We start from the raw sequence: 13,453 nt of genomic DNA on the forward strand, positions 1-13,453 counted from the left end.
TCTGGTCTGACACACCGCTATCGCGAGCAGGCTCACTCCTACAGGGTTTCTGCGCAAGCCGTCAGAAGGGGGCGGGGCACTCGAAGCGCAGGCGTTCACCGGTTTGCGGATGGGTGAAGCTGAGCATGCTCGCGTGCAGGCACAGGCGCGGCCAGGCAGCGAGGGCTTGTTCGTGTGCGTAGAGGCCATCGCCAAGCAACGGATGCCCGATCGACAGCATGTGTACACGCAACTGGTGCGAGCGGCCGGTGATCGGCGTCAGCTCGACGCGGCACCAGTCGCCGCAACGTTCCAGCACGCGCCAGAAGGTCAGAGCATGTTTGCCGAATTCATGATCCACCACGTGACGTGGCTTGGTCGGCGGGTCGTAGCGCAGCGGCAAATCGATGCTGCCGCTGTCCAGCTCCGGCTGACCCCAGGCCAACGCGGTGTAGGCCTTTTCGGTTTCGCGGTCATGAAACTGACGCGACAGTTCGCGATGGGTGTCGGCGTCACGGGCCAGCAGAATGATGCCGGAGGTTTCCCAGTCCAGACGATGGACGATGCGCGCTTCCGGGTAGCCGTTTTCCTGCAAGCGGGTTATCAGGCAATCCTTGTTGTCGTCGGCGCGACCGGGCACCGAAAGCAGCAGGGTCGGTTTGTCGACCACCAGTACGGCGGCGTCCTGATGGATGATGCGGATGTTGGACAACGGCATTAAAACAGCCTCGTAACAAATGCCAACGGCGGCTCAGGGCCATTCCGGTATGGGAATGGCCCTGAGCCGCCGTCGTTCCTGCCGGATCGACTCAGCGATCTGGCAGGGTGATGTTGAGTTCCAGAATCGAGCAACTGCCCTGGCTTTCCAGTGCAACATGTACGTCGTCGTTGCCGATGTTGACGTACTTGCGGATCACGTCGACCAGTTCCTTCTGCAAGGCTGGCAGGTAATCCGGCGTGCTGCGCTGGCCGCGCTCATGCGCCACGATGATCTGTAGACGCTCTTTCGCTACCGAGGCGGTACTTGGCTTTTTGTTGGCACGAAAGAAGTCAAAAAGGTTCATTACCTACCTCCAAACAGGCGCTCGAAGAATCCCTTCTTCTCGACATCGAGGAAACGGTGGGCTTTTTCTTTGCCCAGCAAACGGTCGACGGTATCGCTGTAAGCCTGACCGGCATCGCTCTGGTCGTCGAGAATCACCGGTACGCCCTGGTTGGATGCCTTGAGCACCGCCTGGGATTCCGGGATCACGCCGAGCAGGGTTACCGAGAGGATTTCCTTGACGTCTTCAACGCCAAGCATCTCGCCCTTTTCAACACGCTCCGGGTGGTAGCGGGTGATCAGCAGGTGTTCCTTGATCGGGTCTTCGCCACGTTCGGCGCGACGCGACTTGCTGGCCAGCAGGCCGAGCATGCGGTCCGAGTCGCGTACCGAGGACACTTCCGGGTTGGTCACGACGATCGCTTCGTCAGCGAAGTACATGGCCAGGTGCGCACCTTTTTCGATGCCGGCCGGGGAGTCGCAGACCACGAACTCGAATTGTTCCTTGAGCTCCATCAGAACCTTTTCCACGCCTTCGACAGTCAGCGCGTCTTTGTCGCGGGTCTGACTGGCGGCCAGTACGTAGAGGTTTTCCAGACGCTTGTCTTTGATCAGCGCCTGTTGCAGGTTGGCTTCGCCGTTGACCACGTTGACGAAGTCATACACCACGCGGCGCTCGCAACCCATGATCAGGTCAAGGTTACGCAAGCCCACGTCGAAGTCGACGATCACTGTTTTGTGGCCGCGCAGAGCGAGGCCGGTACCGATAGCGGCGCTGGTGGTGGTCTTACCCACACCACCCTTGCCGGATGTAACCACGAGAATCTTGGCCAAGGTGTTTCACCCCTAAGGAAGAAGGACTGTTCAGCCCCTGAAAAACATCTCTTGAAAACTACTGCAGTCGGACAGCCTTGGCTGGAATTTGGCTTTAGGCCTTTTTCCTACTTCGTTTGAGCCGTTTTCGCTACGTTTTAGAGATGCTTGGAAAATGCGGCAGTATCCGTTAAAGCCGAATGATGTTCAACACGTCGCCCGACAGGCTGACCTGTACGCCCGAGCCCCACATCGGATCGCGACGCAAGTCTTCGGAAACCTTGTAGTGGCCTGCGATAGAGATCAGTTCAGCGCTCAATTGCTGACAGAAAATCCGCGCCTTGGTGTCACCCTTGACCCCGGCCAGCGCACGACCGCGCATCGGGCCGTATACATGGATGTTGCCATCGGCAAGAAGTTCCGCCCCCGGACTGACCGAGGAAACCACGACCAGATCGCCACCCTGGGCATATATCTGTTGGCCACCACGTACTGGCGTGGTGATGACGCGGGTCGGTTTTACGGTCGGCTCCGGCGGTTTTTCCGGTTTCTTTTTGACTTCGGCTTCCGGGGTTTCCAGCGGCCGTTCACGGGCGCCGGACGGCGGCAACACCGGAATGTCGATGGCGATGGCGGCGGCGATGTCTTCGATGCGGCTGGCGCGAATCGCCAGGGTGCGCAGGCCATGTTGGCGGCACACGCGCATCAGGCCCGGCAGATCGACCGCGCCTTCGCTCGGCGGCAGTTTGTCCAGCGCCAGAACCAGCGGCGCGTTGCTGAAGAAGTTCGGCGCCTGGGCGACTTTGGCGGCCAATTGCCGATCGAGGCTTTCGAGGTCGTTACGGGCCAGTTCCAGCACAGTAATGGCCAGCATGCTGCCCTTGAGCTGGAATACGGGATCTTGGTCTAACGGTTCGGTTTGGCTCATGTCGGCATACAACGGCTTGTCACTAAAAGTGCCGAGACTTATAACGAGAACGCCCGCGAGCCGCAAGCCGGGTCGAACGATGTAGAATGCGCGGCCACTGTATTTACGGAAGCTTTAATGGATCGCCCGCGTTTTCGAAGAGCATTTCTTGCTCCACGCTTCTGGCCGCTCTGGTGCGGTCTGGGGCTTTTATGGCTGATCGTGCAGTTGCCGTATCCGGCATTGCTGACCATCGGTCGAGTTTTGGGCGCGCTGATGTATCGCGTGGCCGGCGACCGGCGGCGCATCGCCAAGCGCAACCTTGAACTGTGCTTCCCGGAAAAATCCGCCGCCGAGCGCAAACGCCTGCTCAAGGAAAATTTTGCCTCCACCGGCATCGCGTTTTTCGAGATGGCGATGAGCTGGTGGTGGTCCCGCGAGCGCCTGGCCAAACTGGCCCACGTCGAAGGTCTGGAGCATTTGCAAAAAGCCCGGCGCGAAGGCAAAGGCGTGATCCTCATGGCGGCGCATTTCACCACGCTGGAAATCGGCGCGGCATTGCTCGGTCAGCAGCACACCATCGATGGCATGTACCGCGAACACAAGAACCCACTGTTCGATTTCATCCAGCGTCAGGGCCGCGAGCGGCACAACCTCGATTCGCTGGCGGTGGAGCGCGACGATGTGCGTGGCATGCTCAAATTGCTGCGCTCCGGTCGGGCGATCTGGTATGCGCCGGATCAGGACTACGGCGCCAAGCAAAGCATTTTCGTGCCGCTGTTCGGCATTCAGGCAGCGACCGTGACCGCGACCACCAAATTCGCCCGGTTGGGCAAAGCGCTGGTGGTGCCATTCACTCAGGAGCGTCTGGCGGACGGCAGCGGTTATCGCCTGACGATTCATGCGCCGCTGGAGGACTTCCCCGGCGAGACCGAAGAGGCCGATTGCATCCGCATCAATCAGTGGGTCGAAAGCGCTTTGCGAGCCTGCCCCGAGCAATACCTGTGGGCGCATCGCCGCTTCAAGAGCCGTCCACCGGGCGAGCCGAAGCTGTACGCCAAACGCGGTTGATTCACCCATCCCTTTAAGCACCATGGAGTGTTGCGATGAGCCCAGCTGAACCGGTTACAGGTTTGATTCTTTCCGGCGGCGGGGCTCGGGCGGCGTATCAGGTGGGGGTGTTGGCGGCGATTGCCGAGTTGTTGCCATTGGGCGCCGACAATCCGTTTCCGGTGATCGTCGGCACCTCGGCCGGGGCGATCAACGCCGTGAGCCTGGCCAGCGGCGCCACGGATTTTCGCGCCGCCATCGAACGCCTCACGCTGTTCTGGCAGGGCTTTCGCAGCCATCGCGTATTGCGCAGTGACTGGCCGGGAGTGATCCGCCAAGCCAGTCGTTTTGTCAGCCACAGTTTGCTCGGCATGGGCCGACATCTGCCGGTGGCGCTGCTCAACAGTTCGCCGCTGCGCGATCTGCTCAATGAAAAACTGCACATGCCCGGCATCGCCGAATCCATCGCACGCAAGCAATTGCACGCGGTGGCGGTGACTGCGTTCGGCTATGAGTCGGGGCAGGCGGTGACGTTCTATCAGGGCGGCGGCAAGATTGATTCCTGGCTGCGGCATCGGCGCATCGGCGTGCCGACGCAATTGTCGGTGGAGCATCTGCTGGCCAGTTCGGCGATTCCGTTGTTGTTCGCTCCGGTGAAAATCGGCGAGGAATATTTTGGCGACGGCGCAGTGCGGCAATCGGCGCCGATCAGTCCAGCCCTGCATCTGGGCGCCAGTCGCGTGCTGGTGGTCGGTGTCAGCGGCAACCCGCGCGGGTTTGATCCGCAGCAGCCGCTGGAGCGCACCTACACCGGGCAACAGCCGACGCTGGCGCAGATTGGCGGACACATGCTCAACAGCACGTTCATCGATAGCCTGGAAAGCGACATCGAGTTGCTGCAGCGGCTCAACCAGTTCAGCCACCTGATGCCCGCCGGCACGCCGACTCGCGAATTGGGTGTGGCGCCGGTGGAGGTGCTGGTGATTTCACCGAGTCAGCCGATTGATGAAATCGCGGCACGGCATCGTCAGGAATTGCCGGCGGCGTTGCGCTTGTTCTTGCGCGGGCCGGGAGCGACCAAGACGAGCGGGGCGGGGGTGTTGAGTTATCTGCTGTTCGAGGCGGGGTATTGCAGCGAGTTGATCGATCTGGGGCGACGGGATGCGTTGGCCAAGCGTGAGGAGCTTTGCCGGTTTTTGGGGATATCCGAGGCGGTGGCTCCCGCCTGAGATTTGTGGTGCGGCAAATCGCTGGCAAGCCAGCTCCCACAGGGCTTTGCGTCGTAAACAGATTTTGTCTACACCAAAGAACTTGTGGGAGCTGGCTTGCCAGCGATGGCGTCCTCGCAGACGCCACTTACACCCGCATCAGAAGTGGAACTTCACCAGGAAGCTGGTCACGTTCTGATTGGTGGTGAAGGCACGGGTGTCGTCGATCCCGTACTTGTCTTTCCAGTAGTCGTACTCAACACCGACGTACAGCTGCTTCTCGCCGAAATTCAGCGCCTTGCCCAAGTCGTATTTGACCTGTGGGTTGAAGTGCAGGTTAGCGTGGTATTCGCCACGGTTGTTGACGTCGTTGTCGACGACCCAGTCCATGTAGCCGTCGATCAGCACGTTCGAGTCGCCGACCGGAATGGTGTAGGACCACACTGGAGTGATCTGCCAGACGTTGTCACCCGGACGCGAGCCTTCGGTGTGGCGCTGGTAGAAGTTCAGCTGGAAGTAGTCGAAGCCCGGGATGGCCAGGTCGAAGCCAGGACCGATCAGGTAGGACTCGGTGTCACCCTCGCCGAACTCGTATGTCATCGCCAGCAGGACGTCTTTGATCGGGCCGAATTCGATCTTCTGGTCGAGCACCTTGCCCAGCGAGATGCGCGGGCTGAACTCGCCGTAGTAGGTGTTCGGGCCGTTGTTGAAGTCCTTGTCACCGTTGTAGAAGATCTTGTCGACGAACAGGAAGTTGTCCCCATACTTCCAGGCGTCGGCGTGCTCGAAGGTGACGGTCTGCTGAATCGCAGGGTTGACCTTGAAGTCTTTGCCGTAGAGGTAGGTCAGGCTGTTGTTCTGCCATTGCAGCAGGCCATCGGCCATGGCCTGGCCGCCGGCCAGCATCGATCCCGCGAGCATCAGGCTGGTGCACATACGTTTCATTCGGTTGCTCCCAAAGTAGGTGTTCCACGTTTATTTTTTTAAGATCGGCGCTCTGGTGTGGCGCCTTTTTTCGTTGCTGCAAAAGTCATCCGATTGGTCAGCTTTCATGCTGTTAGCAAGAGCTGGGCCAAGGCTTTCGAAAAGCAAAAAAACGCCCGGTCGGCTGCTGAAAAACAGTCGACAGAGCGTGTTTTCGGGATGCCTCGGTACTGACCGGGGCCGGGATAAGTTGGCCCGTCGGTCAGGAATTAAATCCGGGCTTTTTTTTAGACCGAATTCATGAGGCCGCGGAGAATACTGACTCCTTGGCCAGCTCTCAAGTGCCCCGCAACAGAGCACCGACGACAGGTATGGGGCACGGTTGCGGGTCATCTTAAAAGTGCACCTTCACCAGCAGGCTGGCGGTGTTCTGATTGGTGTCGAGGTTGTGGCTGCTTTCGACCCCGTATTTATTTTTCCAATAACTGTATTCGGTGCCGACATACAGCTGCTTCTGACTCCAGCCCAGCGCTTTGCCCAGGTCGTATTTGATCTGCGGATTGATGTGCAGGTTGGCGTGGTAGGTGCCGCGCGAGTTCTCGTCGTTGTCGACCACCCAGTCCAGATAACCATCGATCAGCAGGTCGGAATTGCCGACGGGGATGCTGTAGGACCAGCCCGGGGTGATCTGCCAGACACCGTCGCCGGGGCGCGGGCCTTCGGTCTGGCGGCGGAAGATGTTCAGGGTGACGTAGTTGAAGCCCGGCACCTTGAGGTCGAACCCGGGGCCGATCAGATAGGCCTCGCTCTCACCTTCGCCGTACTCGTAGGTCATCGCCAGCAGCACGTCCTTGATCGGGCCGAATTCGAGCTTCTGGTCGAAGATCTTGCCGAACGAGAAACGCGGGGTGAATTCGCCGTAGAAGGTGTGCGGGCCCTTGTTGCGGTCTTCCTGGCCGTTGTAGAAGATCTTGTCGACGAACAGGAAGTTGTCGCCGTACTTCCATTTGTCGGCGTGCTCGAACGTCACCGTCTGCTGGATCGACGGATTGATCGCGAAATTCTTGCCGTACAGATAGCTCAGGCTGTTGGTCTGCCACAGCAATAAATCGCCGGCCATGGCTTGGGATGCGGCCAGCAGGCCACCGCTCAACAGCAGGTTGGTTTGCGTGCGAATCATCTGTTGCTCCCTCTTGTTTTTATTGTTTGAGGCGCAGAGCTGTTGCGTGCCTTTGTAGGAGTGAGCCTGCTCGCGATAGCGGTGAATCAGTCAACATTGATGTCGGTGTTGATGACGCAATCGCGAGCAGGCTCACTCCTACAGGGTTAAATCGGTGTTGCTGTTAATGCTGATGCGCGTGGCAGTCGTTGATCGCCGCGCGCTCGGCGCCGCCGAGAATGTTGAACAGCAGGTTCAGCGTCAGCGCACTCAGCGTGGCCATGGCGATGCCGCTGTGGGTGATCGGGCTCATCCACAACGGCAGGTGGGCGAAGAACTCCGGACGCACCACAGGGATCAGGCCCATGCCGATGCTCACCGCCACCAGCAACTGGTTGCGACGGTCACCGATGTCGGCTTCTTGCAGAATCTTGATGCCGGTCGCGGCAACCATGCCGAACATCGCAATCGCCGCACCGCCCAATACCGCCGGTGGAATCGACGCCACCAGGAAGGCCGCTTTCGGCAGCAGGCTGAGGACGATCAGCAAGCCACCGGCGACGATGGTCACCGAACGGCAACGCACGCCGGTCATCTGCACCAGGCCGATGTTCTGCGCGAAAGAGGAGTGGGTGAATGTATTGAAGAAACCGGCCACGAATGAAGCGCCGGCATCGCACAACAAGCCGCGACGCAGCATGCGTGGGCAGACTTCCTGGCCGGTGATCTTGCCCAGCGCGAGAAACATCCCGGTGGACTCGACGAAGATGATCACCACCACCAGGCACATCGACAGGATCGGCGCGAGTTCGAATTTCGGCATGCCGAAATGCAGTGGGGTGACGAATTGCACCCATGGCGCGTTGGCCATGCCGCTCAGGTCGACCATGCCGATCGCGCCGCACAGCAGGTAGCCAAAGCACATGCCGATCAGGACGGAAATGTTTACCCAGAAACCGCGCATGAAGCGGTGGATCAACAGAATGGTGCCCAACACCAGAGCGGCGATGGCCAGATAAATCGGTGAGCCGAATTGCGCAGCGGCGGCACCGCCACCAGCCCAATTCACGGCTACGGGGAATAGCGACAAGCCGATCGAGGTGATGACTGTGCCGGTCACCAGCGGCGGGAAGAAACGTACGACCTTGGACATGAACGGCGCGATGATCATGCCGAAGAAACCGGCAGCAATGGTGGCGCCGAAGATGCCTTGCAGGCCGATACCGGGCATGCCGGCCATGGCGACCATGCTGCCGACGGCGGCAAAACTGGCGCCCATCATCACCGGCATGCGAATGCCCATCGGGCCGATGCCCAAGGACTGCACGATGGTGGCGATACCGGCGACCAGCAGGTCGGCGTTGATCAAGAAGGCGATTTCTTCACGACTCAGGCCAGCGGCCTGTCCAATGATCAGCGGCACCGCGATGGCACCACCGTACATCAGCAGAACATGTTGCAAACCGACCAGGATCAGTTGCAAAAGGGGCAATCGCTGAATGGCGGGTGCGTCGGGGATGCGCGCTTTGGACAGCTCGGACATGCAACACCTCGGATCTTTTTTATTCTTGTGATTGAACAGCTGCCGGGTTGCTCGCAGCTGTTTCTTTGCATCAGGTAAACCGCGTTGCGGCCAATCGCTGGCAAGCCAGCTCCCACACAGGCAGTGCAAAACCCTGTGGGAGCTGGCTTGCCAGCGATGCTTTTGTGGCTTAGTTGGTCTGCGCTCCCTGCGCGATCCATGCACCGATCAGGTCACGTTCCTGCTGGGTCATCTGGGTGATGTTGCCCAGTGGCATGATCTGCGTGGTGATGGCTTGCGCCTGGATGCGCGCCGCGTTCTGGCGGATCTGCTCGGGGGTGTCGAACATCACACCGGCAGGGGCCGCACTGAACAACGGGCTGGTCGGTTTGGCCGAGTGGCAAACCGCGCAACGTTCTTGAATCACGTTGTGCACTTTGTCGAAGGCCGGACCTGCATTGGAGGCTTGCGCCGGTGCTGCTGCAGGCGCTGCTGCGGGTGCTGGCGCTTCAGCCGGTTTCGCGCCACCGCCCAGTGCCGTTTCCGGCAGCGGCTGGTACTCGATTTTTGCCGGAGCCTTGGCCACTTCCGGAGTGGTCGACATCGGTACAGGACCGGTGACGTACGCCAGAGTGATCATGCCCACCGCCGCAACCGGCAGAGTCCAGGCAAACTTGTGGCTGTCGTGACGGGTGTTGAAGTAGTGACGCACCAACACCGCCAACACTGCGATCCCGGCCAGGATCAACCAGTTGTACTGGCTGCCATAAGTGCTCGGGAAGTGGTTGCTGATCATGATGAACAGCACCGGCAAGGTGAAGTAGTTGTTGTGACGCGAATGCAGCAAGCCTTTGGCCGGCAGCGCCGGGTCCGGCGTACGGTTCTCAGCAATCGCCGCGACCAGTGCGCGTTGCGCCGGCATGATGATGCGGAACACGTTACCGACCATGATGGTGCCGATGATCGCGCCGACGTGCAGGTACGCACCACGACCGCTGAACACCTTGCTGAAGCCATACGCCGCGCCGATGATCAGCACGAACAGGATGAAGCCGAGCAGGGCAGGGCGTTTGCCCAGAGCGGAGTCGCAGAGGAAGGAGTAGATGAACCAGCCGAGGAACAGCGAGCCGATACCGATGGCCACGCCTTCAGGGCCGCTCAGTGTGCTGCCCGGAGCCAGCAGGTAGAGCGTTGGATTGGAGTAGAACACCACGCACAGCAGCGCGATCCCCGACATCCAGGTGAAGTAGGCTTCCCATTTGAACCAGTGCAGGTTCTCCGGCATCGACGGTGGGGCCAGTTTGTATTTTTCCAGGTGATAGATACCGCCCCCGTGGATCGCCCACAGATCACCGGCCAGACCGGTTTTCGGGTTGACGCGGTTGAGGTTGTTCTCCAGCCAGACGAAGTAGAACGACGCGCCGATCCAGGCCACGCCAGTGATCATGTGAACCCAGCGCACGCTCAGGTTCAGCCATTCCAACAGATGTGCTTCCACAGTCTTTACCTCTCGCCTGTCACTCTTGTTGTCGAGTGATCAGACCTTCTCTTATTGGTGGGGGGCGAGGATCAAACGCTCATCCTCTTTGAAAAAATGCTCATCGCAGTTATTGCCTGTGCCACTGCGATCAACCACCAGGAAGTCATCCCGCTTTTCGATCGTCAGCACCGGGTGGTGCCAGACGCCGCGATGGTAATTGATGCCCTGCCTGCCGTTGGTGACGAAGGCGCGGACCAAGCCTGATACAGGTTCATCGCCAAGTGGCGCGACCACGATCAGAAAGGGGTTGCCGAGCAGCGGAATGAAAGCCTGGCTGCCCAGCGGATGGCGTTCCAGCATGCTCACGGTCAGCGGCATGTCCTGCGCGTCGGCGCGGAAGATGCTGATGATCGCGTTGTCCTCAGGCGTCGCGGTTTCGACCGTCGCCAGTTTGTGGAAGCGCATGGTCGAACCGTTGTTGATCATGAAGTGATCGCTGCCGTCGGTTTCGATCACGTCACCGAAAGGGGCGAAGGCTTCTTTGGTCAGCGGTTCAATCTGTAGTGTGCGCATGCTGTTCTTCTTATCCGAATTCTGTTGATCGTTCCCACGCTCTGCGTGGTAACGCCGCCATGGACGCTCCGCGTCCGCTGTGACGCGGAGCGTCACGGTATGCATTCCCACGCAGAGCGTGGGAACGATCATTGCCTTACTTAGCGACCTTGCCGAGAACGCGCAGGCGGCTCACACCACCATCCGGGAATACATTCAAACGGATGTGGGTGATCGGCCCCAGTGCCTTGATCTGCTCGACGAAGGTGTGTTCGGCGTGCATTTCCAGCTTCTGGCTTGGCAGCAGTTCGCGCCAGAACAGCGACTGGGTTTCGATCTGGCTGTCAGTGCCGCCCTTGACGAAAGCGCCCTGGATCGAGCAAGTGTCCGGATAGTTGCCCTTGAAGTGCAGGGTGTCGACGACGATCTTCTCGATCTCGCCCGGGTGGCCCAGCGCGACGATCACCCAGTCATTGCCTGGCGTGCGACGACGTGCTGTTTCCCAGCCGTCGCCCATGTTGATGCCACGGCCCGGGTTGAGGATGTTGCTCATGCGACCGAAGTGTTCGTCGGAGCAGGCGAGGGCGCGGCCACCGTTGAGGGCTGCTGCCAGATCGACCTGTTCGTTGTCGCCAACAGCGGACCAGTCGCGGAACGGAATGCCGTACACGCGCAGACGGGCGACACCGCCATCCGGGTAGATGTTGAAGCGCAGGTGGCTGAAGGCCTTGTCGTTGCTGATTTCGTGGTAGTGGTGGCTGTTGCCCTGCAGCTCGACGGCCGACAGCACTTCAGTCCACTGGGTGTTTTCGTCAGGCTCGCCCGAGGCCAGGAAGCACGCTTCCAGAGACGCCGATGGCGGGAAGTTGCCGGTGAAGAATGAAGTGTCGATGTCCACGCCTTTGATCGAGCCCGGAACGCCCAGGCGGATTACGGCGCTGTCGAAGCCTTCGAAGCGCTTGCGGCGCGATTCCCAGCCGTCCATCCACTTGCCGTTGTCATCGAACACACCCTCCTTCCACACGGCCGGGGTTGGCTGAAACAGACGATTGGCGTCTGCGAACCAGTCATCGGTGACCGAGATGATTTTGGTGCCCAGACGGGCATCGGCCAGGTTGACGAACTTCTCGAAAGGTACGGCGTAAGCTTTCATTCTTCTTGTCTGCCTTTAATAAGTTGGCTGGGGATGCTTGCAAGACCCTGGGTACTCTCCGCGTTTGATGTACTCGGGTCAGGCTTGCTAAAGAGTCAGTAAACGGAACAGGGCGATCTTGTTGATCTCCGCCAGCGCGCATTTGAACTCGGTGTCGACCGAATTGTGAATGCGCGTTTCGAACGCCGCGAGGATCTGATGCCGGTTGCTGCCTTTTACCGCCATGATGAAGGGAAACTTGAACTTGGCTTTGTAGGCGTCGTTCAGCTCGGTGAAGCGAGAAAACTCTTCGGCCGTGCATTGGTGAATACCGGCGCCAGCCTGTTCATTGGTGCTGGCTTCGGTCAGTTGGCCCTGGACGGCGGCTTTGCCGGCCAGGTCCGGGTGAGCGTTGATCAACGCGAGTTGACTGGCGTGATCGGCGCTCAACAGGATGTCGCTCATGCGCTGGTGCAGGGTTTCGATCTCGTCGATCGATGCGTCTGCGCCCAGGTCGTAGGCCTTCTCGGCCACCCATGGCGAATGTTCGTAGATGTCGGCAAAGGCTTTGACGAAGGCGTCGCGGCTCAGGGTCGACGGTTGCAGGGTTTGAAAGCGGCTCATTTGGCGGCCCCTTGGTACGGCTGGGTTTCGTGCCAGTGGCGCGCGATGTCGACGCGACGGCTGAACCACACCTGTTCATGACTTTTGGCGTATTCGATAAAGCGTTTGAGCGAAGCGAGGCGACCCGGACGGCCGATCAGGCGGCAGTGCAGACCGATCGAGAGCATCTTCGGCGCTTCGGCACCTTCGGCATAGAGCACGTCGAACGCGTCTTTGAGGTATTCGAAGAAGTCGTCACCCTTGTTGAAACCCTGTACCTGCGTGAAGCGCATGTCGTTGGTGTCGAGGGTGTACGGGATCACCAGATGCGGCTTGCCGGTCGGGTTGTTCGGTTCCCAGTAGGGCAGGTCGTCGTCGTAGGTGTCGCAGTCATAGAGGAAACCACCTTCTTCCATCACCAGACGACGGGTGTTCGGACCGGTGCGGCCGGTGTACCAGCCCAGTGGGCGCTCGCCGGTCAGTTCGGTGAGGATGCGGATCGCTTCGAGCATGTGCTCGCGCTCCTGCGCCTCGTCCATGTACTGGTAGTCGATCCAGCGATAGCCGTGGCTGCAGATCTCGTGGCCGGCTTCGACCATCGCGCGGATCACATCCGGGTGGCGCTGAGCGGCCATGGCCACGGCGAAGATGGTCAGCGGAATGTCGAATTCCTTGAACAGTTTCAGGATCCGCCAGACGCCGGCGCGGCTGCCATACTCGTAAAGCGATTCCATGCTCATGTTGCGCGCGCCTTGCAGCGGCTGAGCAGCAACCATCTCGGACAGAAAAGCTTCGGATTCTTTGTCGCCGTGCAAAATGTTGCGCTCGCCGCCTTCTTCGTAATTGAGTACGAAGGACAGGGCGATGCGGGCATTGCCCGGCCAGTGTGGGTGAGGAGGGTTACTGCCGTAACCGATCAGGTCGCGTGGGTAGTCAGCGCTCACTGCAGTCTTCCTTCTTATTCGTTGACAGGTTGTGTAACGGCCCGGCGGTGAGTGTGCAGGCTGGCGTCACAGCGATGGGCTGATTGTATACAACTTTATTCTCAATTTGTAAGCCTGAATTTTCGCAAATTTCACCGA

The 13,453-nt window shown here is 59.7% G+C and carries 14 protein-coding genes; 2 read left to right on the forward strand and 12 right to left on the reverse strand.

Annotation, left to right across the window (positions count from 1 at the left end):
* Positions 1-61 precede the first annotated feature (61 nt).
* The 4 genes from KI231_RS09005 to minC all read right to left on the reverse strand — a co-directional run bounded on the left by KI231_RS09005 (position 62) and on the right by minC (position 2,762).
* Positions 62-697: an RluA family pseudouridine synthase gene (locus tag KI231_RS09005; RefSeq protein WP_007960625.1), complete on the reverse strand. Its 636-nt coding sequence runs from the start codon at positions 695-697 to the stop codon at positions 62-64.
* Positions 698-788: 91 nt separating this feature from the next.
* On the reverse strand, positions 789-1,043 hold the full coding sequence (gene minE / locus KI231_RS09010) for a cell division topological specificity factor MinE (RefSeq protein WP_003223146.1): 255 nt from the start codon (positions 1,041-1,043) through the stop codon (positions 789-791).
* Positions 1,043-1,855 (reverse strand): septum site-determining protein MinD, encoded by an 813-nt coding sequence (gene minD / locus KI231_RS09015; RefSeq protein ID WP_007913953.1) that lies wholly within the window; start codon positions 1,853-1,855, stop codon positions 1,043-1,045. The genes minE and minD overlap by 1 nt, the downstream gene beginning before the upstream one ends.
* A 169-nt stretch (positions 1,856-2,024) precedes the next feature.
* Positions 2,025-2,762, reverse strand: a complete 738-nt coding sequence (minC, locus tag KI231_RS09020) for a septum site-determining protein MinC (RefSeq protein WP_026000431.1) — start codon at positions 2,760-2,762, stop codon at positions 2,025-2,027.
* Between the two features lie 117 nt (positions 2,763-2,879).
* On the opposite strand from minC, the gene KI231_RS09025 reads away from it, so the two are divergent.
* Both KI231_RS09025 and KI231_RS09030 read left to right on the forward strand, forming a co-directional pair.
* On the forward strand, positions 2,880-3,812 hold the full coding sequence (locus KI231_RS09025; protein ID WP_103303779.1) for a lipid A biosynthesis lauroyl acyltransferase: 933 nt from the start codon (positions 2,880-2,882) through the stop codon (positions 3,810-3,812).
* 35 nt (positions 3,813-3,847) lie between these two features.
* The gene (locus tag KI231_RS09030) at positions 3,848-5,020 is read left to right on the forward strand and encodes a patatin-like phospholipase family protein (RefSeq protein WP_103303780.1); all 1,173 of its coding nucleotides are present in this window, start codon (positions 3,848-3,850) and stop codon (positions 5,018-5,020) included.
* 138 nt (positions 5,021-5,158) lie between these two features.
* Here the strand turns inward: KI231_RS09030 and KI231_RS09035 are convergent, their stop codons facing one another.
* The 8 genes from KI231_RS09035 to puuE all read right to left on the reverse strand — a co-directional run bounded on the left by KI231_RS09035 (position 5,159) and on the right by puuE (position 13,315).
* Positions 5,159-5,944 carry an outer membrane protein OmpK gene (locus KI231_RS09035; RefSeq protein ID WP_064118621.1) on the reverse strand — a complete coding sequence of 262 codons (786 nt, stop codon included), beginning with the start codon at positions 5,942-5,944 and terminating at the stop codon, positions 5,159-5,161.
* 373 nt (positions 5,945-6,317) lie between these two features.
* Positions 6,318-7,103: an outer membrane protein OmpK gene (locus tag KI231_RS09040; protein WP_213028024.1), complete on the reverse strand. Its 786-nt coding sequence runs from the start codon at positions 7,101-7,103 to the stop codon at positions 6,318-6,320.
* 163 nt (positions 7,104-7,266) lie between these two features.
* Positions 7,267-8,625 (reverse strand): nucleobase:cation symporter-2 family protein, encoded by a 1,359-nt coding sequence (locus tag KI231_RS09045; RefSeq protein WP_213028025.1) that lies wholly within the window; start codon positions 8,623-8,625, stop codon positions 7,267-7,269.
* A gap of 169 nt (positions 8,626-8,794) precedes the next feature.
* Positions 8,795-10,102 (reverse strand): urate hydroxylase PuuD, encoded by a 1,308-nt coding sequence (locus KI231_RS09050; protein ID WP_213028026.1) that lies wholly within the window; start codon positions 10,100-10,102, stop codon positions 8,795-8,797.
* 51 nt (positions 10,103-10,153) lie between these two features.
* Complete coding sequence (locus KI231_RS09055; protein WP_007960648.1) at positions 10,154-10,657, reverse strand: ureidoglycolate lyase; 504 nt, start codon at positions 10,655-10,657, stop codon at positions 10,154-10,156.
* 136 nt (positions 10,658-10,793) lie between these two features.
* Positions 10,794-11,789: an allantoicase gene (alc, locus tag KI231_RS09060; RefSeq protein WP_095191513.1), complete on the reverse strand. Its 996-nt coding sequence runs from the start codon at positions 11,787-11,789 to the stop codon at positions 10,794-10,796.
* Between the two features lie 87 nt (positions 11,790-11,876).
* Positions 11,877-12,392 (reverse strand): 2-oxo-4-hydroxy-4-carboxy-5-ureidoimidazoline decarboxylase, encoded by a 516-nt coding sequence (gene uraD / locus KI231_RS09065; protein ID WP_103303785.1) that lies wholly within the window; start codon positions 12,390-12,392, stop codon positions 11,877-11,879.
* Positions 12,389-13,315, reverse strand: coding sequence for an allantoinase PuuE (gene puuE, locus KI231_RS09070; RefSeq protein ID WP_102359073.1), 927 nt, complete (start codon positions 13,313-13,315; stop codon positions 12,389-12,391). Before puuE ends, uraD begins: the two co-directional genes overlap by 4 nt.
* Positions 13,316-13,453 lie beyond the last annotated feature (138 nt).

This window comes from Pseudomonas sp. Seg1 (genome assembly GCF_018326005.1).
Taxonomy (GTDB): domain Bacteria; phylum Pseudomonadota; class Gammaproteobacteria; order Pseudomonadales; family Pseudomonadaceae; genus Aquipseudomonas.